This is a genomic window from Streptomyces sp. Edi4, assembly GCF_040253615.1.
In the GTDB taxonomy this organism is placed as follows: Bacteria; Actinomycetota; Actinomycetes; order Streptomycetales; family Streptomycetaceae; genus Streptomyces.
Map to the genome: position 1 here is coordinate 47,114 of NZ_JBEJGY010000005.1, position 21,616 is coordinate 68,729.

Below are 21,616 nucleotides of genomic sequence, written 5' to 3' on the forward strand. Positions count from 1 at the left end.
ATTGCGAACGTGACATACATCACATCCCGAAAGGGTCACGAAGGTGCCGGTGCGCCGGTAAGCCGCTTGACCTGGGGGGTGTCCGTGAGGGCGGGTTCGGCGTCGGCTGCCGCGCTCGTGCACTCTCGCTCGGAGTTCGTCAGCAACTCCGTCGACCAGGTGTCGCGGCGGGACGTCGTCCCGTGCGGCGGGACGGCATTCAAGATCGTTTCTCACGGTGCGGGAGCGCCGGAGGGTGCCGGGGCTTTCCGGCCTCTGTCCACAGGCGGACCGGTGCAGGGTCGGCGGGTGGATGACGAGACGAGGGTCCTGACTGCCCCGGGCGGCGGTGTCCGCTTTGGCGTATACACCGGCCCGATGACGACACAGACGATCTCGGTCCTCGCGGTGTCCACCGCTCCGGTCGGATCGGTGGGCCGATGAGCGCGGGTACGGCGGCCGCCGTGCTGGACCACCCTCTGTGGGACGACGTCGACAACTCCGTCGACGAGGCCGTGCTTCCCGGGCAGCGGAACCGGCTGCGGTCGGTGCCGGCCTCCGGGCAGCCCGACAGTGGCGGCCTGGACGACCCGCTGCGCCTCGGTCGCACGATGCGGCTGCGGCTGCTCGCCGCGGTCCAGGCGCTGCTGGCGGACCCGTCGATCGCCGGGTTGAAGGACGCGCCGAAGCTGGCGGCGGTGGTGCTGTACGCGAAGTCGCGGGCGCCGAAGGGGGAGGAGGACGACCTCCAGACCTCGATCTGGGGCGCGGAGCTCGGCCGGTGGATGGGCATGAAGGAGTCCACGGTCCACCACAAGGTGCTGCCGGTGCTGCGCGGCTCGGACGCGGTGCACACGCAGGTGGTGAGGGACGGGAAGGGGCACCCGACCGGGCTGGACTGCCTGGTCATGCCGCTGTGGCACGCTCACCACGGCGGGGGAGCGGGGCACCCGCTGGCGTTGACGAAGGCGGAGCTGGCAACGCTGCTGCACCTGTGCGAGGCGCTGTTCGGGCACGGCTGGACGCCGAAGGACAAGGAGCCGACGCCGCCGGGGCTGCTCGCCGGCCGGACAGGCAAGGGCGCGGCGACCGACCGGCTCGGGCTGCTGCTGATGGTGCTGAACACGCGGGCGTCGGGCTGGCTGCAGTTGGTCGGCGGCTCGGTGAAGAAGCGCGAGGGGCGCGGGGCGGCGACGCTGGCCCGGCTGTTGGGCTGCTCGCCGTCGGGTGCTCGGAAGGTGCTGGCGCGGCTGACGGAGGCCGGTGTCGTGGCGCGGCAGCACCGGGAGACGTCGACACGGATGCGCGGCCGGGGCCGGGTCATGCTGCTGCCGGTCGCCCGCGCGTATGGCCGCCGCCTGGCCTCTGTGGAGGCTGTTTCGGGGGCCGGGTCGGTGTTTTCGGCGCGTCCTGATGGTGCGTGCGGAGATCATGCTCCGGCCGGTGCCGCTGGTGCCCTTGGTACGTCTGGGATCGGCGGTGTTGAGGGCCCCGGGGATGCGGAGGATCGGGAGCGTCCCGATGGTGCAGAGCTCCACGCAGACCACGCTTCTGGGGTTACTCCCGTCGTTCCTCTGCAGCTTGATTGTGGTTTTTCCGGCGAAGGCCGTGGGGGTGAAGGCCGTCTGCCGGAGCGCGTGTGCGTGCGCGAGGACCAGGCCGTCGACGGCGAGACCGACGCTGCCGGGACCGGGTCGACGGTGGCGGAGGGCGGCCCGCTGCGCGGGGAAAAGCCGAATGAGTCCCCGGTCGATGAGCGGGTGGGGCAGCGCACTGCCGTGGCTGGTGCCGGTAGCCGGCCGAAGGCCGCGGGGTGGGAAAAGGCGCAGCAGCAGAAGCGGGTGGCCCTTCCGGCTGATCTTCGTCTGCGGGTAGCCCTGGGGCCGGTCTCCTGGCTGTGGGAGCAGCTGTCCGGCTGGCAGCAGGACCAGGTGGAAGCCGCCGCGAAGACCGAACTGGCGCAGCTTGCGGGCCTGGGAGTGGCGCCGGAGGGTGCGCCGCGGCTGCTGGCCGACCGGCTGACCGACCGCCTGGCGGAGACCGGCGGCGAGGCCCTGGTCGACAAGCCGTTCCCGTGGCTGATCCGCCGGGGTCTGCCCCAGCGGTCGGCCTGCTCGCACCGCAAGTGCGACGACGGGGTCCGGCTCGACACGGGCGAGGACTGCGAGAACTGCGGCAACGTCATCCACCTGCGCCGTGCCTGGCGTGCCCGGATCGGCGCGGACATCGACCGGGAGCTGCCCGGCCTGGACGACGGCGAGCGCCGGCGCGTCCTCGAGGAGCGGCTGCGTGAGCGGGCCGCCATCGAGGCGGAGGACCTCGCGTGGCGCCAGGAGCAGGCCCGCGCGGAGCGGGCCCGACGCGATGCGGCCCGTGCGGCAGCCGCTGAGCAGGCGGAACACGAGCGCCAGGTTGCGGCCGCCGCCGAAGCGGTCCGCCGGGCGCTGGCGTGCGAGGACTGCGGGCGTGGCCAGGCGGCCGGGCTGTGCGAGGCGTGCGACCACCGCCGTCAGACCGAGGCCCTGACCGGTGAGGCCGGTCTCCTTGCGGCGGCCGGGTCCGCCGATCTGAGCGACCGGGGCAGCATCGCGGCCGCCGTCGCCGGGGCCCGGACGGCCATCGGTGAGAGCATCGCCGCCGCGTGGCAGGAGTTCCTGGAGATCACCGACGTAGCCACCCTGGAGGCCGATCCGGAGGCGGCTGCGGACGCGTACGCGTTCACCGCGTTCCAGACCGCGCAGCAGGCCGTCGGGGAGTTCCAGGACACCGCGCTGGCGATGCTGGGCCGGACCGAGCAGGCGGAAGCGGAGGCCCGGCGGGCGTACAAGACCGAGCAGGGTCGCCCCTGGTTCAAGCACAACCCGACCGGCGCGGACGCCGTCGCGGCGGCGACGAAGGCCGCCGACACCGCCCGGGAGCGCGTGGCCGAGTGCCTGCTCGCGGCACGGCTGGAGCAGCTGCGCGAGCAGCGGGCGGCGCGCACCGAGCAGGCCGCGGCTGCCGCGTGGACGGATCGGCTGCCCCGACTCGCTGCCCGCGCCCTCGATGGCGACGCCACCGGGGTGGTGATCGCATGACCACCGAGCTGAGCGGAGTCGACCTCGCCCGCCAGGCGCTGGTCGCGGCCCGGGAGGCGGCGAAGAAGAACGGCTCCGCCACCAGGAAGCCGAAGCGGCGTACCACCACCGTCGTGTCACGGGACGGGCGTGAGCCGCTCGGCTTGGGCAGCGCGATCAGCCGCATGTTGACCGAGCGCGGCATGGTCGCCCCGGCCGCCGGCGGCAGTGTCCTCGCCCAATTCGACGCCATCCTCGCCGCGGCCGTGCCCGAGCTCGCCGGGCGCGTCCAGGGTGTGGCGTTCGACGCGGAGATCGGCCGCCTGGACGTCGTCCCCGACGCCCCGGCCGTCGGCACGAAGCTGCGCTGGAGCGCGCCGAAGTTGATCGCGGCGGCCAACGAGCGGGTGCGAGGCGCGAACGTCCGCGCCCTGCACGTCCTGGCGCCCGCACCCGTGAAGGCCGGCCCCGCCACGGCGGCCGCCGACTCGGCACCGCAGCCGGCCACGCCCGCCGTGCCGGTGGAGCGCCGGACGCCGCCGGATGGGTACCGTCGCGCGATCGAGGCGCACCGCCAGGCCGCGTCGCCGCCTCGGGTGGATCCGGGTATCGCGGAGGCGGTGGAGCGGCAGACCGCCGCGATGCGGGAGCTGTCCCGCCGTGCCTTCCCCGAGCCGCCCTCTGTCCCGGACGATGCGCCGGCCCCGATTGACCAGGCCCGCATCGAGCGCCGCCGCCAGGCCGCGGTGACCGAGGCCGCCGCGCTGCGCAGGGCGCGGCAAGAACGCGCGGGTGTCGCCGTGCCACAGGCCGTTGCACTGCGCACGACAGCGTGAGGGGCCTTCCGTACGGCACCGGGGCTCGTTGTTTCCCGCGGGAAACAACGAACCATCGCTCCCTTGGTGCTGAACTGGGTCCTGTTCAGTCGGCTGTCGCGGCGCGGGGCTGCAGAAGGACTCCGTGGGCGGCAGCGGTGTCCCCGGGCCGCAGTGTCCACGGCACGGACGGGATCTCTGCCAGCCACCCGTCGGCCAAGAGCTGCTGGACGATGATGCCGCGCAGCTTCGGCGGCCAGCCCAGGCCGGAGCAGAGCTGGCCGTACGAGGGGCCGTGGCCGTGCCTGGTCCGGAACACGGCGGTGGCCTGCGCGGCTTGCAAGCCGTGGCCGGGATGGCCCTTCGCCCAGGCGTCGTACGCGTCGCGTACGTGCCGCGGCGTCTGGCCGGTGTGCCGGGTTTCTGTGAACGCTGCCGCCACCTGGAGGCGGGGGAGGCGGCACACGGCGCAGTGTTCGACCGCTTCGGCGTTCTTGCGCACCGTCGGGCGGGCTGCCTGCTTCCACTGCGCCCATTCCGCCTTGGTGGTCCGGGCGTACCGGGGGACCTTCCACGGGCCCTTGCGCGGCGGGGAGTCGTCCGGGTCGGCCCGATGGGGGAGACGTCCAGTGAGGTGCTGCATGGAGGAGTCGAGTCGGTACCGGTCGCCTTCGAGGCGGGTGAGGAATCCGTCCGTCACCAGGTCGAACGTCTTCTCGCGGCAGGCGTGCGGCAGATCGTGGGGCAGCGTGCCGTTCAGGTGGGCGGAGGCGTGGCCCGTCAGGAACAACGCGGCGAGCCGGGCGGCCGGCGGGCCCTGGGCGACCAGCGGGGCGGACAGGGTGCGCACGATCCAGCCCGACAACCGCGACTGCGGCTCCTTCGCGAGGGGAAGCGGGTGGTCGTCCGTTCCGGCCGCCAGGGCCGGCACCGTCAGCAGTGCCGGGGCGTCGGCGTCCTGGTCCAGGAGCTCGTCGGGAACCTGCCAGCCCAGAGCGCGCAGCTCAGCGACGGCCCCGTCCGCATCGTCCAGCCGCAGTGCCCGTACCGCTGCGCCCCGGATCTGGCCTGTGCCGCCCCTCGCGGTCCTGACGGCGATGACCACGGCGAGCAGCAGGGCGTCGCAGGAGGACAGCGGCAGGGCGGCCGTGTAGGAGAGGAGACGTCGGACGGCGTGCCCCTGCGGGATGGTCAGCAGGAAGGACGCCGCCGGCGCTGGAGCAACAGCGGGCTTCGGCATGATCGGGATTGTCCCCCGGATGCGGCCACCGGGGAGTCAACTCACGCCGCAACAGAGTCTTCTCAGCCATTGCCGGTGTCGAATCGGGCAGGTCGGAGCATCTGCGGTGTGGCGGAGTTCCGGCCGTTCCATGCTCTGCGGCAGCGGGACGCGACGGGCGGTCCTGGTGGCAGGGGGAGGTACCCAGTGGCAGTGACCGAGCTGTTGGTCGCGGACGAGATTATGACCCGGCTGTCGGACAAGGCCCGCCAGGAAGTGGCGCTCAACCTGCACAAGCGGGACTGCCAGACCTGCGGGGCGCCGCTCGGTGAGCAGACGCCGGCGCTTGTCGTCGACGACTGCGGTCCGTTCCTGAGCGCGACGCTCAACCACCAGGACTGCCGCCCCTCGGGCTGGTACGAGCTCCGCTCGCTCATGGTCGGTGCGCACCTGTCGTGGACCAGCCGGTTCTTCACCCTGCCGATGGACGAAGGCAACGGCCGCCCCCCGCGGCCGGTGTTCATCGTCTGTCCGCACCTGGAGGCGGTCCACCTGGACCAGGACGGCGGCGACGGCTGGAGCGTGAACACCGAGCGGCACTGGCGAGCCCGCGGCTTCCGCCCGATGGGCCGCGAGCTGATCGTCGACAAGTGGGTGGCCGACCAGGCACCGCCCAAGGCCCGGCTGACCGGAGCCACCATCCACATCGACGCGGGCCTGGAAGGGCAATGGTCGTCGTCGGCGAATCTGGACACCGTCAAGGCGTGCCGGGAGCTGGGCGGGCTGCTGCTGGGCATCTCCACCGCGTGCGAGCCGACCTCCACGACCGGCCCCAACGACATCCTGCGCTACGGCGCCGCCGGCCACATCTACCTCGGCTGGGTGCCGCTCACCTGACGTCCGGCAGAGCCGGTGCGTGGCCAGGATCAGCAAGAGAATGGGGAGAACACGATGACGGAGCAGGACCGCGTCTACCACGGTGTGCGGCTGGTCGGGGATGACGACTGGCAGTGCCGGATCCTGGTGGAGAAGAGGAAGCTGGGGCCCACCGAGCGGCAGGTCGACGACCTCGTCCTGTACGAACTCGCCCCGAAGGACGCGGAGGGCCTGGGCGGGTTCGACTGGGGATACAGCGGGTCCGGCCCCGGCAGGGCCGCCAACGCGATCCTCGCCGACGCCTTGGACCTGGGCGATCCCTGGAGCTGCGGCTTCGAAGGGGGGCCGATCGACCCGGTCCTCCAGGCGCTGGGCGTCGACTTCGCCGCCGACGTACTGGTCCAGTGCTGCTCGGAGTGGCGGCTCAGCCGCCCCGGCGTCCTGCGCTGGTGCCGCGGCTGGTACGCGCAGCAGGGCGTCAATGATCTCCCCGCTGCCCTGGTCGATCTTCCTGAACTGATCAGCAGCAGCCTGTGACGATTGGCTGAACCTAGGAGCCTCACACGACGTTTCCGCAGGTGGAACCGCTGTGGCGTGATCCTGTGAGTTGTGAGATCGAAGGCCGTCCGACGTTCGTCGTGTCCTGTCTCAGCTAGGTCCGGGCATCTGGGGCCCTCTGACCTGGGGTGCCCGGAGAACTCTGAGACGTCCGGATCTGGGATCGTCTCAGTTTGCTCCGGGTAGCTGTCCTACTGTGGCGGCATCCGTAACTTGCTCGACTTCGAGACAGCCCGGACCGTCGCCGAGATTCTCAGACCGCGGTCCCAATGGCCGGGCTGCATCGATTCCTGTCAGCGAGTGCATGGCTGCCGGGAAGGCCCAGTCGATCCATGCCGACGTCAAAGGCCCTTCAGGACACGATCAAGTGCGGACCGGCCTGCGGGCCCCCAGTTCGACTTGCCGCCAGGCAGGCCGCGATCCCCGGCTTGGCCCATCGCCATCAGGAACAGGCTCCTCATCGCGGCCAGTCCGCGCGCCCGTCGCACCGCTGCCTCGTCCGCCTGTGCGTAGCTGTCGAAAAACCGTGCGGCGCCGCCCGCGGGGAGTAGCAGCCAGGCGGCCGCGAGGTCCCACGCCGGGTCGCCGGCGACCAGCGCGCCGAAGTCGACGACACCCGCCAGTGTCCCGTCCGCGACGACGACGTTCGCGGGATGCAGGTCGCCGTGCACCCACACCGGTGGGCCCTCCCACCCCGGGGCCGCCACCGCTTCACCCCAGACTTCACGGATCTCGTCGGCGAGGTCGGCAGGGGCAACGTCCTGGAAGAAGTGCTCGAAGCCGTCCGTGCAGTCCTTGGGGTGAGCGCCGAAGTCCGAAGCGGTAGGTGCGTCGGTGGGCGCTTCCACGTGCAGCGCCCTGAGGAAGTCCGACAGCGTCTCGGCCGCGTGGTCGCCGCGAGTGATCGAGCCGTGGTCCAGAGGCGTGCCGTCGACCCATGTCATGACGGTCCAGATCTTGGGGAAGCGCTCGGATGGTGCACCGTCCCGCAGGGGGACAGGAATCGGCAGCGGCAGGCGCGCTGCGAGAGTCGGCAGCCACCGGCGCTCCTTGAGCTGCAGATCGGGGCTCGTGTCCATCCGCTGCATCCGGACGGCCAACTCGTCACCGAGGCGCCACATTTGGTTGCCCCAGCCGCCCGCCACTTCGCGGATGGGCAGCTCGGCCAGGTCTGGATGCTGTTCCCGAAGCAGGTCGCGGACCAGATCCTCGCTGATCTCAATCTCGGATTCGATCATGCCGAGTCACCGTACTTGAGGTAGGTGGAGGCCACCTTGCACTTTGGGAGATCCAGCTCCCCGGCTGGATCTCCCGAGCTCTTTGAAGACTCGCAGGCAAGCGCTGCCGCTATGGCCTCCTCGATGCGTAGAGCGGTGTCTCCCAGTTCCTTGAGGAACCACGGCTTGCTGCTCCTGCGAAGGATCCGTTCCTGTGGCAGCTGACGGATGAACTCGGCCCGGAAGCGGAGGTATCCGCTGTCCTCGGAGCGTGCGAGCTTCCTCCAGTGAGGGGAGGCGTAGAGCGCGGTGGCCGCGACGACCTCGGGATAGACCGCGATGTAGCGGCGAGGGTCCCAGGTTTCGGGGTGGCTGGTGCCCAGGGTGTCGAGACGGCGGCGGCGGTCGCTGGGCCGGTATCCGCGTCGCACGACGGCATCCCAGAGGTCGGAGCAGTGCTCGAAGCAGGCGCTGAGCACGACGTGTCCGTGTCTGCGCAGGAGCCGGTAGTGCCGCCGTTGCGCCTGGATCACGTCAGGGAGGTCGGTGACGTCGACCTGTTGCATGTAGTTCTCGGCTGATCGTCCGGTCCAGATCTTGTGCCGGAGGCAGACCTGATCGTGGAAACGAGAGCTCCAGACCGAGACCCTTGAGGAGTGGGAATAGCTCCCGGTCCGGCGGGCGACGCAGAGTCGGCAAGGGATGTTCACGGAGAAGTCCGGGCGATCGGCGAGGAACGGCCAGTGTTCCTGGCCGAGTTGGGGGATCGCGTGCAGGAGGGTTTCGCGGGACTGGCCGCTGACGATGGCGAGCCGCTCGATGTAGTCCTGCCGGGACTCCAGCCAGGAGCTCTGTGCCAGCACCCTTTCGGCCCGGATTCCGTTCGTGGCGCCCAGCCGTTCCAGATAGGACCGTTCGCTTTCGTGCGGGAACGGCGGGAGGGGGCGGGGAAGGGGCCTGGTCAGCCAGTAGTCGGTCGGCTCTCTCATCCGGCCTTCCGGCGGGAGGCGGTTCCGGAACGGGACACGGACTCGCTGTTGTGATCGATCCGGGTGTTCTTCAGCAGGTCCTGGGTGATGCGCTCGCTTCCGTCGAGGATGGCGGAGATCGCGGCGGCGCGGATCAGGTGGGAGAGGCTTCCGATCATTCCGCCGGTGCGTTTGTGGAGGTAGTCGGACAGGTTCACCAGGGTCTTCGGCTGGTGCCGGTGGAGCCGCAGGGTGTCTTCCATGGTGGCGATGAGCGACCGCCACTCCGCGTTGCGCGGGAATGGTCCCGTGCGGACCAGGACGCAGCGGCCGCCCATCTGCCGGCCGCGAACTCCGGTGAAGACCCCGGACTGTTCGACGTCGATGCCCGCATAGACGAAGGTTGCCGGGAGGTGTTCGGTGAAGTACTTCAGGTGGTCGGAGAGGTCCTCGCCGGCGACGGTGCCGTGATTCATCAGGTGGATTTCGTCGACCAGCACGAGGTCCGTGCGGGCCTCGATCATGACTTGGCAGACGACGTTGGTGATGTCGATCGTGTTGTGCCGGGCCGAGACGGAGGGCAGGCCGAGGAAGCGGGCGAACTCGATGGCGAGTTTGCGGGGTGAGCCCTTGGGCGGGGCGGTCAGATAGACGACAGGGATCCGGTCATCCCCCGGGGAGCGCTGATGGACCCGGAGTTCGTGCAGGCGCCCGAGCTGCTTGAGCGCGGTGGTCTTGCCCGTCGTCTGCCGCCCGGAGACGATCAGTCCGCGCCGGGCGCCGGACTCGCGCTGGTTGAGCAGGGTCAGCAGCCGTCCCTGGTGGGCGATCTCCCGGACGGCCGAGGTGCGTACGACTTGAAGTTCGGAGTGATAGAGGACCCGGGCGTCGTCGTAGAGCTCCTGATCCGCCGGGCCGAGCGAACGCCACCGCTGTTCGGACAGCAGCTCGAAGGCCGTCGGATCGGCCTCGACGAACTGCCGCCAGCCGGTGAGCTGTGTGGTGGGATCACGACGGGGCCCCGCCAAGTCCGCGACGTCACGGCCCTCGGGCTCCGGCGTGCTCACCACCATGTCTCGGCCTCCTTGCGGGCGTCGAAGATTCCCAGTGGGACGACGTCCGCGAGGGTCTCCTGACTGTCGTTCTCCGGCTCCGTCTCGGCTTCCTCGGTCTCCGGTTCGGGTGCGGGCCGGGGCCAGGACGGAGCGCTGGTGGTGCGGGTGCGGGCAGCGACCTTGCGGTCCTTGCGGCTGCGCGGGGAGGGCTTGGCCGGCGATTCCTGGGGTCCGTCGGCGGCCCGGTCCAGCAGGTCGACCGCGGCCTGGGCGATCTCCTGCTCGGTGACCGGATCGGTGCCGCGCTCGGCGAGGACGCGGCGGGTGTGATCCCAGGCCAGCTCGCCCATCGGGGTCGGTGTGGTGCGAAGGTGCCGCCAGAGCGCGGTGATCCAGCCGCCTTCGCGGTGATTGCGTACCCAGACGCGGGAGATGTCGTAGGGGTCGTAGCGGACTTCCCACCGCCTGCCACCCGGTCCGGTGCCCGACGGCTGCCGTCGAAACGGCGTCAGCTCGGGGCTGTCGTAGGTGCGATGCCGGATGCGGACGCCGTAGGAGTTGATCGCCCTGAACTCCCGGGGCAGCAGACCGATGTATTCCTGCGGGCCGAGCGGGACCGGGACGTAGCCGGCGGCGGCGACCAGGGCGGCGTACTTCTCGTTCGGGCTCATCGCCCGCTCGGGCATGAACGGGTCCCGCAGCCCGTCGTGCGGGCGGTTCTGCCAGATGACGATCCACTCCTGCAGAAGCTCCTGGAGCTGGTGGATCGACCACAGCGGCTGGGATGCCGGATCAGTGCCCCGGTGCTCTGTGCTGCGTCCCTTGTGACCGGGGAGGTACTGAGTGAACATCGTGGCCACTGAGCCCAGTGTCGACTCGATGTGCGGCTTGTCCGTAGGAGTGTCAGGGTGACAGGGCTGAAAACTCAGGCCCAGTGACCTGCAGGCCGCCCGGAACGTGTCGCAGAGGTATGCCTTGCCGCGGTCGCAGACGATCGTCTCCGGCGTGATCACCGGAATGGCCGCGGCCTTGGACAGACGCTCATCGACTGCCATGAGCGAGGCGTGCGGCAGCACCGACCGTGACATGCGCAGTGCCTCCGCCCAGCCCGGCCGCATTGGTTCCGGCGTCATCGCCCTCGCCAGCAGAAGAGCGGCATCCACCGCCTTCGTCGACGGCCGCAGGACGGCTGCCGCCAGCGTCCTGGTCGCGATGTCCACGAGGCCGGTCATCTCGACGGTGTCCACCGTGCCGTCCTCGTGAACGACCAGAACATCCAGCGGAGTTGAGTCGATCTCCATGACCTCGCCCGGCCTGGCAGCGGTGAGCTGCCCGAACATGCCGTCCGGCTGTTTGGCCAGGGAACGGCGGGTGCGGGCCGAGCCCAGGGTGTGCCTGCCAGCCGTGACTGCAGCAAGCAGCCGGTAAAACGTCGCTCGTGACGGCAGCGGCACTCCAGGACCGTGCTCGGCCTCCACGAGCCGTTCCATCCGCCGCCGCAGCACCTGAGCGGACACCGTGGACTTGCCGGTCTGCCCGTCCACCACCTGCCGCAGGGCCGCAACGACCCGCCGGTCGGCCCGGCCCGTGCCGTCCGGGACCGTCCGCAGCCGCGGATCGACCAGGCCGAGGATCCCTTCCCGCTCGAAGCGGGCCCGCATGTCCTGCAGCACCGTGAGCGACACCGCCGTCCCGGACGCCGCGAGCTCGGCGGCCTTGGCCAGTTCCCGCTGCCGCAGCGACCTCACCTGCGGGTCGTACTCGGTCTTCACCGGCCCGTCCGGGGCATGGGCAGGCCGGCCGGTGAGCACTTCCACCAGGTGCCGCTGCCACCACTCCGCCCGCTCAACCGCCTTGGGCGGAAGGCCCTCCAGCACCCCGGAGGCAGGAACCGTCATGCGGGGCGAGGCGGCCGTGACCACCTCGAACCCGTCGGACATCAGCAGGTGCGGCAACAACACCACGCTCGCCGACACAGCCTCGTCGACAAGCCGGACCGCAGTCCCCTCCAAAGCAACCACCGTGTGCAGACGCCCGTCGAACCGGACCGTGTCACCCACCCGCAGCAGTCGCGAATGCGTCGGCATCTCCACCTCCCGCCATCGCGTCGGCCAGACAGACCGTCGTCCCCATGGCCAGCAGTGCCGTTTCGAGGTCGGCGGCCAGAACCCGGCGCCAGAGCAGGTGATAGAGCACGGGCAGCACCACGATCGGGTCGCCGACCCCGCGGACCCCGGCCAGCAGCGCGGTCTCCTCGGCGAACACCTCCACCAGACGGGCCGCGACGTCCGGGCGGTGCACCCGCGGATGCCGGTAGCCGGCCAGCCACCGCGCATTCGCCATCAGCACCGCATCCGGGGTCCCCACCCGCCAGAAGCCCCAGCCCACCAGCGAACAGGCTGCCGCTGTCGCAGCGAACTTCACCGCATCACGCGGCTCGATCCGGTCATCGGGGCGGACATCGATCACCACACCCGTGCCGTCCGCGCGGCGTACGAAGAAGTCCGGCGTGTGCCGGATCCGCTTGCCTGCCGACCCTGTCCACGACAGCCGGAACGGCTGCGAAGCCATGCCCGTCACCAGCGGATCGAAGTCGAGGAGCACCAGCCGGTCCCGCTCCAGCCACGATTCGTAGCCCACGTGATCGCCGCAGGTTGCCGACCAGTACCAGCCGCACCAGTTGTCCTGCCCGCGAAAAGACGGAAACCGTCGCTCAGGCGCGACATCCTCGAACCGGACCGGCCACAGCTCGCTCAGCGTGCCCCGCCGCCGGACCCCCGCCCCCGTGACGTACTCGACCTCGAATCCCTCCGCGGACTCGGGTACACCCTCATGTCCCGCCACCCCGGCCTCCGGTACGACATCGCTGCCCAGCCGCTACGACCGTAGAAGGCCCGGGTCCGTCGTACCCGGAGAAGACCGAGACACCCCGCAACTTGCCCGGACATGACCGAGACGACGCTTCACATGCCCGGAGATCTCCGAGACTGCCCGGACATCACAGAGACAGGACACGTCGGGCGGCCTTTTCGCATGTCCCCCCGCCCCCTCGAAAGAATCCGAACAGGTTAAAAAAACAGGCTAAAAGCTAGGGTAAACAGTGCTAGGGTGAGGGCACGAAAGGAGATCCACCCATGGCATCCGAGGAAGAACTGTTCGCGTCCGTCGACGCGTTGCTGGAGGAGGAGCCGCAGCTCCCGCCCCCGGCGGAGCGCGCCCGGCTGCGTGAGGCCGCCGGCATCACCCAGGCCCGTCTCGCGACCGCGTTGAAGTCCACCGTGCAGACGGTGAAGAACTACGAAAACGGCAGGAGCGAGCCGAAGTCGCCGCGCCTGGAGGCGTACCAGCGGCTGCTGAACGGCTGGGCGGCGAAGTACCCCGCCCACGCCGTCCCCGCCCCGGTCGCCGCACCGCAGCCGGTGCCGGTACCGGAGACGTTCACCGGCCCGGCCGCGCCCGAGACACCCGAGCCGGAGACCGTCGCACCGGTCCAGGCCCCCGCCGCCCCGGTCGCACCGGAGCGCCCGGCTGCCCGTCCGGCGACGTCGTCGCGCCGCCCGGCCGCGAAGAAGGCCGCGAAGCCCGAGATCGACCCGCGCTTCCCGCACGGCCCGCTCGCCGTCCTCGATGGCGACGGCTCCGCGTACGGCGTGGACGGCATCGTGCTCGACTGCCCGGCGACCACGGTCGTGGAGCTGGTGGAGTGGACGCTGCGCGAGGCCGGCCTCGGTGCGCCGAAGCTGCACCGCAACGGCAAGGACGCCGACCCGCTGATCGTCCTCACCACGGCGGCCGCCGTGAAGCTCGGGCTCCCCGAGCGCCTGGAGGACCGCCGCGGGCTGCGCCTGGAGGAGGACCACCCGGTCATCAAGCAGGTCCTCAAGGCGAAGTGGCAGCTCACGAAGAGGGGATTCGGGCCGTGGGCCCGCATCTACCGCAAGGCGACCGGTGCCCAGCGTCAGTGCGTGCAGCTCGCGGTTCTGCCCTGGGACGCCCTTGATGAGCGCTCCTGGCCCGGCGTCACGGACATGGCACCGGCCGACATCGCCCGCGTCCTGGGCATCTACGCCCAGCGTGTCAGCACCCCGCGCGGCAGCACCGCCGTCTCCGGCCTGGAGCTGATGACCGCGCTGCGCCCGCCGACCCGGCCGGTGCGCGACGAGGAGACCGGCAACTGGGTCTCCGGCCCCAACCCCGGCTCGCTGGGCACCGAGGCGATGGACCCGGCCCCGCCGGAGGGCCAGCCCGAGCACCCGGCCGTCTTCCACTCCGGCTGGGACGGCGGCTTCCTGCACGAAGAGGCGTACAACTGGGTGCGGCCGGTGGAGCTCCTCACCGATGAGGAGTGCACGCTGCCCTACGCGGTCGGCCTCGACCTGAACACGGCGTTCCTCGCGGCCGCCGCCCGGCTCACCGTCGGCCTGTCCGCCCCCGACCACTTCCACGCCCCGAAGTTCAACCCCAAGATCCCCGGCTCCTGGCTGGTCGACCTGTCCCACGTGGAGATCGACCCGCGCCTGCCCTCACCGTTCACACCGTCCGGCGAGCGCCCGACCGGCCCGGCCTGGTACCAGACGCACACCGTCGCCTACGCCCAGGAGCTCGGCTACAACGTCGCCCCGATCGAGGCGTACCTGCGGCGCGAGACCGGCGCGTACCTCGACCCGTGGCACGACCGGCTCAAGACCGCCTACGTCGACACCCTCGCCGACATGGGCGTCACCAAGGACCTCACCGACGCCGAGTTCCTGGGGGCGATGGCCCGGCACAAGGACGTCGACCCGGCGCTGACCGCCGTACTCGCCGCGATCAAGGGCACCATCAAGGGCGGCATCGGCAAGCTGTTCGAGAACCCGCAGGGCAAGAACCACAAGCCCGGCGACCCGTGGCCGGGCATGCAACGCCCCACCTGGCGCCCCGACATCCGCGCCGCCGTCATCAGCAAGGCGCGGGTCAACATGCACCGCAAGCTCGCCAACATGGTGAAGCTGACGGGCCTGTACCCGCTCGCGGTGCTGTCCGACTGCGTCGTCTACCCCTCGCCGGGTGCCAGTCCGCTGGACTTCCTGCCGTACGCGGCGTCCGGCAAGCCGCAGCCGGGCGGGTTCCGCCTCGGGCCCACCCCGGGCCTGGCGAAGCTGGAGGGCGTCCAGTCGATGCTGTGGGCGGTCGACGTGATGGAGAAGGGCCACAACCCCGCCAGCCTCATCAAGGGCGGCAACGCAGAGCTGGACGAAGGCGAGTAACCGGTGCGAGAGATCGAGAACGCCATCGAGCGCGCCGAACGGGAAGCGTTCACCCGCGAGCCGCCCAAGACCCTCAAGGCCCAGATCGGCTACCTGCTCAAGCAGCTCGGCACCGCCAAGGCCGTCGCCCAGGAGCTCGGCATCACCGCCGACTCCGTCAACCGCTACCGGCGCGGCGCCCGCAAGAACCCGCCCAAGGACATCGCCAAGAAGATCGACGGTGCCGTCCGCTCCCGCTGGCAGCCGCAGGTGCGCCGCCGCCGGCGGAAGCAGGCGGCCAGCAGCGGCGGGATCACCGTGGAGACCCGGGCGTCCTTCGGCTACAAGGCCGCCGGGGGATCGACCGACGAACCGCGCATGCGCCGGCTGACCGTCCACCTCCCCGCGGCCTACGCGCAGCGCCTGTTCGACGCCCGCGACGAAGGGGCCAACGACCAGAGGTTGCGTGAAATCATCGCCGACGGATTCAGGGAAGTGTATTTTCAGGACGGCGGACGCCGCGCAAGCGACCTCCACGAAGTCGAAATGAAAGACATCGACTACCTCGATCTGGACTACTAAATTCGGAGCCCTTTATGGCCAGCATCAATTACCCGTTCCCGGACCCGAAGACCGACGCCGAACGCGCGGCGAACCGTCAGGCCGCCGACGACTACCAGCGCCAGGAGGAGGAAGGCGCCGACTTCCTCGACTGGGAGGAGGAGCTGGCATGACGCTCACCGACCCCGGAAGGAAAACAGTCATGGCCGCTCCCGCCGTCCCGTCCCGCGCGTACGGTGAAGTGACGACCCGCCAGGAGGTGCCCATGAGCGCGCAGCCCGAGGAAGCCCCCGCCCCGCCGGCCCCGGCCGCCGCCGCCCAGCTGCTCGCCCAGCTACGCACCGACCGCCGCGCGGAGACCTGGGTGCCGGCCTTCGAGCGGGACTGGGCCAAGGCCCTGGACGACTCCCGCCACACCTACAGCCTCACCCCGCTCCACGACGTCGTACGCGCCTGGCAGTTGCGCGTCGCCGCGGCCCCGGCCGTCGACGCCTACCTGGACTCCGGCCGTGACGAGTCCGGCTTCGTGGACCTGGACGACGTCCTCGGTGCCCGCCGGTGACCGGTGAGCCGTGGGCGGTTCGCCTGTCGGCTCAGGCCGCCAAGACGCTCACCGAGCTCCCCGAGCACGCGAAAGAGTCGGTCCGCGACGTCCTGGACCTCGCGGTGCGCTCCCCGTGGGGCTGGCCGCAGTGGAACACCGGTGACCCGGACGGCGAGGACGTTCGCGCCGCGTCGGTCGGGCAGTTGTCCGTCGTCTATGTGATCAACCGGCTCACCCGACACCTGTCCGTCCTGGACATCATCTGGATCGGGTAGCCACCCGTGACAACGCCCTGACCCCGGCATTGCAGCTGCCGGGGTCAGGGCGTTTCGCATCGTAGCCACAGCCGTATCCACCGGTAGCCACCCGGACGGCAACGCGTATCCGCGAGTAGTCACCAGGCGCCGCAGAGACGGATAGCGTGCCGGGGACTGATCCAGAACCCGGGGTGGGGAGTAGCGATGCGGTTTCCACGGTTCGATGAGCGCGGCCCGCTGACGACGACCGAGCTCGAGGCGCTGCGCTCGCTGAACGCGGCGTTCTTGACCGCGCGGTACGAGTGGCAGTCGGCGGTCAGCCTCTGGGACCGCCTCCAGAGTCACGGTGATGTGGCCGAACTGCACGAGACGCAGACCACGTTCCCGTTCTACGGGCAGGCCGTCCAGGAGATCGCCAGCGGCGCGACCGCGTACGAGCGGCACACGGCGCTGACCGCCTGGCGGTACACGGCGGCCGCGGTCGTCCTGGGCGTCACCGTTCTGCAGCGCGTCGCGGAGGCGAAGCCGCCCCTGACGGCCACGACGGTGGAAGAGCTGTGCCAGGAGCCGACCCTGGGTCGCCTGCACGCGGCGCTGTCGGTGCCGGTGGCCGACCTCCTGCCCGAGCGCACGCACCACAGCGCCATCCCGAACGAGCGTGAGGACACCGCGCGGCGATGGGCCAAGGTGCGCGACGGCGTGAACGATGCGATCGATCTCGTGGTGGAGATCGCCGCAGACGAGGAAGAGGCCCATCCCCGGACCAAGGACGAAGCCGCCGGCTGTCTGCTGACCGAGCACTGCCCGCCCCACACCGACCCGGTGTATCAGGGCGTCCTGGAGCCGCTGTTCCGGCTGGCGGAGGAGATCCCGTTCGACCTCACCCGGATCATCACGAAGGGCTGAGCGTCAGACCTGCGGCGGCGCCGCGCCGGGCAGTTCGCCGGCGAAGTCCCACCACTGCTGGATGGTCCACACGACGAGCTTGGAGCGGTCGGTGGACATCCGCAGCCAGACTTCCTCGCCGCCGGGCATGAGCGCCACTTCGACGTGCGGCTCGTCCCACGTGCCCAGGGCGTACATCCACCCGATGCCGTCGGGCCAGGTCCGGATCGCCGCCGTGCGCACGCTCAGCGCCGCGGCGAAGGCGTCCAAGGCGGCCTTGGGTATCCGCACTTCCACCGGCTCCCGCTCGATCCCCGCCACCCCGAACCCCCTGCTTCCCGCGACGAGACGCGACAGCCCGCCGTCGCGGATCAGCCTGCCAGAGCCGCCCGGCACCGGTGTCACGTTCCGCCCTCCCCCTGTGAGGGCTATGAGCCTCACAGGGCGTTTCCCCAGGTGAGCGCGTTGCCTATGAGGCTGTGAGCCTGTGAGGTGGGGGCTTGCGGCCGTGCTTCCGCACGCCCTGGCACGGTCCGCCGGCGCGCAGGACGATGGAGTCGTGGGCGAGGACAACGAGGACCAGGAGCACGCCGTCGACCCGGCACGGCCGCCGCTCAGTGCGGCCCGCGCCCGGGAGATGACAGCCGGGCTGCGCGAGGCGATGGACGACGTCCGGCGCTCCGTGGCGGTGCTCGCCGCCCGGGTCCGCGCCGCGCACGCCGCCAAGGTCTGGCTCCCCCTGGGCTTCACCTCGTGGGAGTCGTACTGCGACGCGGAGTTCGGCATCAGCCGCGCCCAGGCGTACCGGCTGCTCGATGTCGCCCGCTCCCTCGCCGCGATCCACGACGCCATCGCCGCCGGCCCCGATCCGTCTCGCACGCGAGACACCGACCCGGCCGCCGCGGCCGCGCTCGACTACGGCCTGTCCCAGCGCGCCCTGATCGCTGTCTCCGGCCGTACGGACGTTCTCGCGGAGCTGATCACCCGCCGCCTCGCCACGCTCGCCCACAGCGGCCTCCAGGCGCTCGATGAGCCGACCGTGCGCGCCGTGGTCCGCCAGGCCGTCCGCGATGTCCGCGCCGCGCCGCCCCTGCCGCCCGCCGGTCCGCCGGCGGATCCCGCGCTCACCGAGCTGCGCCGCGTCGTCGACGAACTCGCCGCCACCACCCACCAGCTCGGGGAGCTGATGCTCGAAGTCGCCCCGGCGTACCTGTCCGACACCGACGCGGCCGACGTCCTCACCCCGCTGTGCGAGCAGATCGGCGAGACCCTCGACAACGGCCTCGCCGCTCGCCGCTACGCGATGTCCGGCGACCGCCGCGCCCTCTCCGGCACCATCCTGTAGCCCGACGATCCCGGCTGCTCCTATGTGGCACACAGCCCGTTTCCCCAGGTGAGCGAGGCGCACTGTGAGGGTGTGAGGTGTGAGGCGAGGGCCTTCGGCGACGGGATGCCGCTGCTCCTGGCCGTGCTGCTCGCCGTGGTGGGCAGCGGGCTGCTGCTCGATGGGCAGCGGGGGTGGTGGCCGTGGTTGGCGGGGTGCTGCTTTCGTGGTCCTGGTGGTGGTCGTCGGGGTGCAGCACGGTGGTGTCGTGGGTGCAGCGCAGCATTTGCCTGGGCCAGGCGGCACACGGGTGCTGCACGGGTAGTAGGCCGGCCCCGGCCGGAGCAGCACGGCCAGCTGCTGCCCGCTGCTCGGACCGCGCTGCTTCCAGCCGGCGCCTGCTGCTCCGGGGCCCGGGGGTAGCACCTCGGACCCGTCGCGGCGGCTGCGGAACATAGCGGAGCTGTGATGTTAGGCAGGAGATCCATGCGCAGCTGCTGCATACATCGCCCTCGGTCCGCGCGGTCCCTGGTGTTCTGCTCCTCCAGAACAATCCGGTTTACCTGGTGCTACCGCCCGCCCCGAGGCTCACGGGCGGCCAGCGAGGCGGAGCGCCTCGCGTTTGTTCTGCTCCTCCAGAACAAACCGGTTTACCTGGTGCTACCGGCTTGATCGCGGCGGGCATGAAGAAGGCGCCGCACGGAGAGTGCGGCGCCTTGGGGTCTTCGCGGGGCCAGGAGCCCGCTGGGCGGCCTGCGAGGGCTGCGGCGGGGTGATCAGCCGGTGGGGGCGAGGTTGGCCATCTGGGCGGCGAACCGGGCCCGTCGCTGTTCGGTGAAGCGTCCAGGTTCGGCGGCCTTGATCTCCGGGACCTTCATGACGGGGGAGGAGACCGCGCCGCCGGTCAGCAGCGGGTGGAGTTGGTAGAGGCCGTCCTCGAGGCTCCAGGCGAGTCCACACTCGCGGAGCTCCTTGAAGCCGCGGTTCACGGTGGGCTTGCTCGCGCCTAGCTCGGCGCACATCTCGTTCTGGCTGATCGATGCGGTGCCGGTCTCCGGGTCGCTGAGGTACAGCAGCTGGTCCAGGACGCGGCGGCCGGCGGTGGAGACGTCGACCAGGGCCAGGAGGCGCAGGACGTCACGGGGGATCGTGACGGGGGCCTCCGTGGGAGGGCTGGGGACGTAAGAGCTGCTGCACGGAGCCTCGCCGCTTCCGATCAGGTCGGGACGCTGTAACGAGGATATGCCGGGCGAGGTCATGCGCTCGCCTTGCGTACGGGACGGCGCTGCCGCAGCGTCACGACCTTCTCCTTGCGGCGGGCGGACTCAGCGGCCTTCTTCTCCGCCTCCCGCAGCTGACGCCACTCGGTGGGGTAGTCGGCGTGCGGGATGACGCAGGCCGGGCCCTTGGCGCCGTTCCAGAGCGCCTGCCACTTCTCCTGCTCACCGGAGGTGCCAGCCACCGTCAGCCACGGGTTCAGCTGGAGGATGCCGCGCTTGGCGGTGCGCTGCCAGCCGATGTGCGTGAAGAACTGGCTGGCCTCGTTCACGGAGGCGGCCGACAGGTTGCACCGGGCCTGGAGGTCGCGCTGGTTGGTCTTCACGAAGCCGCGGCAGCTTGCCGGAGCTGGTCGTCGGCGCGGTTCGCGTTCTGCAGCGCCACCTGCTTGCACCAGACCTGGAACCAGGAGCCGGGCATCTTGAGGCTGCCGAGTACGTCCATCAGCAGCCGGGCGTCCAGCACGTAGCCGCTGCACCCCGCGCTCGCGGCGAACTCGCGGCCCTGGATCTTCTCCACGCCCAGGATCAAGCCGCCCTTGCCGTCCGACCGCGCAACCACGCGCTCGCCGGGGCGGACGATCGGCAGCTGTTCCATCAGCACAGTCCTCCAGGGATGATCAACGTTTCGAGTGGCACGGTAGCACTAGGTAAACCGGCTTGTTCTGGAGGAGCAGAACAAACGGTGCCTCAGAGTCACCTGACGGACCGTCAGGTTTCGAGGGTCTTTGTTCTAGATATCCAGAACACTCAGGACGCCTGTGTTCTGGATATCTAGAACCAAACGGGTTTCGCATCACCGCAGGTCAGAGCCGGTTTCGGCCCGGAACGCTCTTATGTGTCTTTAGAGGTCAACCACCCCGCGCGCCGCTCCCGTCACCCCGTGCGGGGCACGGCACAAACCGCTGGTCACGGCGGGCGTGTCGCCGTTGCCAGCCACCGGGCCGAGGGGGCCGACCCTCGTGGCTGAGCAGGCTTCGCGTGCGGCGCCGCGCCCCGGTGCGGGTCGGGGACGGCAGCAGCGGCTCTGAGTCTCGGGTGGTGCCGACCGTGACGATCAAAAGCCGGGAAGCGTGGCCGGTGCCGGTGGGCGGTTCCGCCCTCCGGCCCTGGGGGGCCGGACCGCTCCGGTACCTCCGCACGTTGAATTCAACCGGTCCCATATCTGAGCTTCCTTTCCGTGGCTGAGCTATTTCGGGCCGCGCAATGCTGAATTCAACCGGTAGTTTATTGGCCGGGCAGGGGTGGCGCGGCCAGGACCCAAACGCTACACAGTGCGCGTACCTTGATGCGTGGCCCACGGCGGCGCGCTCGCCCTCGCGGATGACGCCCCATCGGATTCCCGCCCCACGGTGGCGGGTTGGCGTCCTGTATGCTGGCGGGATACTGGTGAACGTCAGCGGGCGAGCTCGTCGGGAGTGGGGGCGGGGTCAGGGTGGAGCGCAGCCGGAACCCGTGGCTGCGGTGGGGCTGGCACCGTCATGTCGACCCGACGATCCGTCACCGATACGGTTGGCGGGGGTGGTGGCTACGGGTGTTCCCCAAGCCCTACTTCAGGTCCCGCGCGTGATGCACCTCCCCGGTCGCCAGCCCGCGTGATCGCGCTTGCGCGGTCGCCTGCCAATTCGCGCTTGCGCGAATTGTGGTTTGACCCGGAATTGCGTTTACGGAATTCCATTCCCAGCGCTTGCGCTGGAGTTCGAATTGCGCTTGCGCAATTAGGCACTATGCCCCGGCTTGCCGGGGCATACGTGCTGGTTTCATCTATCGGAGGGAATGGATTAACCCTTAGCAATACGT

Annotated in this window: 21 protein-coding genes; 11 read left to right on the plus strand and 10 right to left on the minus strand. The window is 70.5% G+C overall.

Annotated elements, in window-relative coordinates; genetic code table 11:
- The first annotated feature begins 419 nt into the window (after positions 1 to 419).
- Positions 420 to 3,056 carry a hypothetical protein gene (locus ABR738_RS37350; protein WP_350234959.1) on the plus strand — a complete coding sequence of 879 codons (2,637 nt, stop codon included), beginning with the start codon at positions 420 to 422 and terminating at the stop codon, positions 3,054 to 3,056.
- A complete protein-coding gene (locus ABR738_RS37355; RefSeq protein ID WP_350234960.1) occupies positions 3,053 to 3,871 on the plus strand; it encodes a DciA family protein in 819 nt (272 codons plus the stop codon). Before ABR738_RS37350 ends, ABR738_RS37355 begins: the two co-directional genes overlap by 4 nt.
- Before the next feature lie 85 nt (positions 3,872 to 3,956).
- Here ABR738_RS37355 and ABR738_RS37360 read toward each other — a convergent pair whose 3' ends face one another.
- Positions 3,957 to 5,090 carry a hypothetical protein gene (locus tag ABR738_RS37360; protein WP_350234961.1) on the minus strand — a complete coding sequence of 378 codons (1,134 nt, stop codon included), beginning with the start codon at positions 5,088 to 5,090 and terminating at the stop codon, positions 3,957 to 3,959.
- A 192-nt stretch (positions 5,091 to 5,282) separates the two neighbouring features.
- On the opposite strand from ABR738_RS37360, the gene ABR738_RS37365 reads away from it, so the two are divergent.
- Both ABR738_RS37365 and ABR738_RS37370 read left to right on the plus strand, forming a co-directional pair.
- Positions 5,283 to 5,966 carry a hypothetical protein gene (locus ABR738_RS37365; RefSeq protein ID WP_350234962.1) on the plus strand — a complete coding sequence of 228 codons (684 nt, stop codon included), beginning with the start codon at positions 5,283 to 5,285 and terminating at the stop codon, positions 5,964 to 5,966.
- 54 nt (positions 5,967 to 6,020) lie between these two features.
- Positions 6,021 to 6,482, plus strand: coding sequence for a DUF6166 domain-containing protein (locus ABR738_RS37370; protein ID WP_350234963.1), 462 nt, complete (start codon positions 6,021 to 6,023; stop codon positions 6,480 to 6,482).
- Positions 6,483 to 6,844: 362 nt separating this feature from the next.
- Here ABR738_RS37370 and ABR738_RS37375 read toward each other — a convergent pair whose 3' ends face one another.
- The 5 genes from ABR738_RS37375 to ABR738_RS37395 are packed head-to-tail and all read right to left on the minus strand — an operon-like array spanning position 6,845 to position 12,587.
- Positions 6,845 to 7,741, minus strand: a complete 897-nt coding sequence (locus ABR738_RS37375) for an aminoglycoside phosphotransferase family protein (protein ID WP_350234964.1) — start codon at positions 7,739 to 7,741, stop codon at positions 6,845 to 6,847.
- Entirely contained in the window at positions 7,738 to 8,709 is a 972-nt protein-coding gene (locus ABR738_RS37380; RefSeq protein WP_350234965.1) for a hypothetical protein, read from the minus strand. Before ABR738_RS37380 ends, ABR738_RS37375 begins: the two co-directional genes overlap by 4 nt.
- Positions 8,706 to 9,761, minus strand: a complete 1,056-nt coding sequence (locus ABR738_RS37385; RefSeq protein WP_350234966.1) for a TniB family NTP-binding protein — start codon at positions 9,759 to 9,761, stop codon at positions 8,706 to 8,708. Before ABR738_RS37385 ends, ABR738_RS37380 begins: the two co-directional genes overlap by 4 nt.
- The gene (locus tag ABR738_RS37390) at positions 9,752 to 11,830 is read right to left on the minus strand and encodes a TnsB C-terminal domain-containing protein (protein WP_350234967.1); all 2,079 of its coding nucleotides are present in this window, start codon (positions 11,828 to 11,830) and stop codon (positions 9,752 to 9,754) included. Before ABR738_RS37390 ends, ABR738_RS37385 begins: the two co-directional genes overlap by 10 nt.
- On the minus strand, positions 11,796 to 12,587 hold the full coding sequence (locus tag ABR738_RS37395; RefSeq protein ID WP_350234968.1) for a TnsA-like heteromeric transposase endonuclease subunit: 792 nt from the start codon (positions 12,585 to 12,587) through the stop codon (positions 11,796 to 11,798). Before ABR738_RS37395 ends, ABR738_RS37390 begins: the two co-directional genes overlap by 35 nt.
- 290 nt (positions 12,588 to 12,877) lie before the next feature.
- Here ABR738_RS37395 and tap point away from each other — a divergent pair, with 290 nt between their 5' ends.
- The 6 genes from tap to ABR738_RS37425 all read left to right on the plus strand — a co-directional run bounded on the left by tap (position 12,878) and on the right by ABR738_RS37425 (position 17,236).
- The gene (tap, locus tag ABR738_RS37400) at positions 12,878 to 14,989 is read left to right on the plus strand and encodes a telomere-associated protein Tap (RefSeq protein ID WP_350234969.1); all 2,112 of its coding nucleotides are present in this window, start codon (positions 12,878 to 12,880) and stop codon (positions 14,987 to 14,989) included.
- 3 nt (positions 14,990 to 14,992) lie between these two features.
- Positions 14,993 to 15,550, plus strand: coding sequence for a telomere-protecting terminal protein Tpg (gene tpg / locus ABR738_RS37405; RefSeq protein WP_350234970.1), 558 nt, complete (start codon positions 14,993 to 14,995; stop codon positions 15,548 to 15,550).
- A gap of 14 nt (positions 15,551 to 15,564) precedes the next feature.
- Positions 15,565 to 15,702 carry a hypothetical protein gene (locus ABR738_RS37410; protein WP_200727517.1) on the plus strand — a complete coding sequence of 46 codons (138 nt, stop codon included), beginning with the start codon at positions 15,565 to 15,567 and terminating at the stop codon, positions 15,700 to 15,702.
- On the plus strand, positions 15,699 to 16,091 hold the full coding sequence (locus tag ABR738_RS37415) for a DUF6247 family protein (RefSeq protein ID WP_350234971.1): 393 nt from the start codon (positions 15,699 to 15,701) through the stop codon (positions 16,089 to 16,091). The genes ABR738_RS37410 and ABR738_RS37415 overlap by 4 nt, the downstream gene beginning before the upstream one ends.
- Positions 16,088 to 16,348, plus strand: a complete 261-nt coding sequence (locus ABR738_RS37420) for a hypothetical protein (RefSeq protein WP_018554929.1) — start codon at positions 16,088 to 16,090, stop codon at positions 16,346 to 16,348. The genes ABR738_RS37415 and ABR738_RS37420 overlap by 4 nt, the downstream gene beginning before the upstream one ends.
- Before the next feature lie 186 nt (positions 16,349 to 16,534).
- Positions 16,535 to 17,236 (plus strand): hypothetical protein, encoded by a 702-nt coding sequence (locus tag ABR738_RS37425; protein ID WP_350234972.1) that lies wholly within the window; start codon positions 16,535 to 16,537, stop codon positions 17,234 to 17,236.
- A 3-nt stretch (positions 17,237 to 17,239) separates the two neighbouring features.
- Here the strand turns inward: ABR738_RS37425 and ABR738_RS37430 are convergent, their stop codons facing one another.
- Positions 17,240 to 17,620, minus strand: a complete 381-nt coding sequence (locus ABR738_RS37430) for a hypothetical protein (RefSeq protein WP_350234973.1) — start codon at positions 17,618 to 17,620, stop codon at positions 17,240 to 17,242.
- Between the two features lie 154 nt (positions 17,621 to 17,774).
- Between ABR738_RS37430 and ABR738_RS37435 the strand changes: the two genes are divergently transcribed.
- Positions 17,775 to 18,560: a hypothetical protein gene (locus ABR738_RS37435; protein WP_350234974.1), complete on the plus strand. Its 786-nt coding sequence runs from the start codon at positions 17,775 to 17,777 to the stop codon at positions 18,558 to 18,560.
- A gap of 755 nt (positions 18,561 to 19,315) precedes the next feature.
- Here ABR738_RS37435 and ABR738_RS37440 read toward each other — a convergent pair.
- Genes ABR738_RS37440 through ABR738_RS37450 form a run of 3 tightly spaced genes read right to left on the minus strand, consistent with a single transcriptional unit; the run spans position 19,316 to position 20,414 of the window.
- A complete protein-coding gene (locus tag ABR738_RS37440; protein WP_350234975.1) occupies positions 19,316 to 19,798 on the minus strand; it encodes a helix-turn-helix domain-containing protein in 483 nt (160 codons plus the stop codon).
- On the minus strand, positions 19,795 to 20,142 hold the full coding sequence (locus ABR738_RS37445) for a hypothetical protein (RefSeq protein ID WP_350234976.1): 348 nt from the start codon (positions 20,140 to 20,142) through the stop codon (positions 19,795 to 19,797). Before ABR738_RS37445 ends, ABR738_RS37440 begins: the two co-directional genes overlap by 4 nt.
- On the minus strand, positions 20,139 to 20,414 hold the full coding sequence (locus ABR738_RS37450; RefSeq protein ID WP_350234977.1) for a hypothetical protein: 276 nt from the start codon (positions 20,412 to 20,414) through the stop codon (positions 20,139 to 20,141). The genes ABR738_RS37445 and ABR738_RS37450 overlap by 4 nt, the downstream gene beginning before the upstream one ends.
- Between the last annotated feature and the right edge of the window lie 1,202 nt (positions 20,415 to 21,616).

Coding starts and splice junctions, on each gene's coding strand:
- ABR738_RS37450 (WP_350234977.1), bottom strand. CDS start 20,414: ATGGAACAGCTGCCGATCGTCCGCCCCGGCGAGCGCGTGGTTGCGCGG.
- ABR738_RS37370 (WP_350234963.1), top strand. CDS start 6,021: ATGACGGAGCAGGACCGCGTCTACCACGGTGTGCGGCTGGTCGGGGAT.
- ABR738_RS37410 (WP_200727517.1), top strand. CDS start 15,565: ATGGCCAGCATCAATTACCCGTTCCCGGACCCGAAGACCGACGCCGAA.
- ABR738_RS37390 (WP_350234967.1), bottom strand. CDS start 11,830: ATGCCGACGCATTCGCGACTGCTGCGGGTGGGTGACACGGTCCGGTTC.
- ABR738_RS37375 (WP_350234964.1), bottom strand. CDS start 7,741: ATGATCGAATCCGAGATTGAGATCAGCGAGGATCTGGTCCGCGACCTG.
- ABR738_RS37425 (WP_350234972.1), top strand. CDS start 16,535: ATGCGGTTTCCACGGTTCGATGAGCGCGGCCCGCTGACGACGACCGAG.
- ABR738_RS37415 (WP_350234971.1), top strand. CDS start 15,699: ATGACGCTCACCGACCCCGGAAGGAAAACAGTCATGGCCGCTCCCGCC.
- ABR738_RS37380 (WP_350234965.1), bottom strand. CDS start 8,709: ATGAGAGAGCCGACCGACTACTGGCTGACCAGGCCCCTTCCCCGCCCC.
- ABR738_RS37355 (WP_350234960.1), top strand. CDS start 3,053: ATGACCACCGAGCTGAGCGGAGTCGACCTCGCCCGCCAGGCGCTGGTC.
- ABR738_RS37385 (WP_350234966.1), bottom strand. CDS start 9,761: ATGGTGGTGAGCACGCCGGAGCCCGAGGGCCGTGACGTCGCGGACTTG.
- ABR738_RS37350 (WP_350234959.1), top strand. CDS start 420: ATGAGCGCGGGTACGGCGGCCGCCGTGCTGGACCACCCTCTGTGGGAC.
- ABR738_RS37360 (WP_350234961.1), bottom strand. CDS start 5,090: ATGCCGAAGCCCGCTGTTGCTCCAGCGCCGGCGGCGTCCTTCCTGCTG.
- ABR738_RS37440 (WP_350234975.1), bottom strand. CDS start 19,798: ATGACCTCGCCCGGCATATCCTCGTTACAGCGTCCCGACCTGATCGGA.
- tap (WP_350234969.1), top strand. CDS start 12,878: ATGGCATCCGAGGAAGAACTGTTCGCGTCCGTCGACGCGTTGCTGGAG.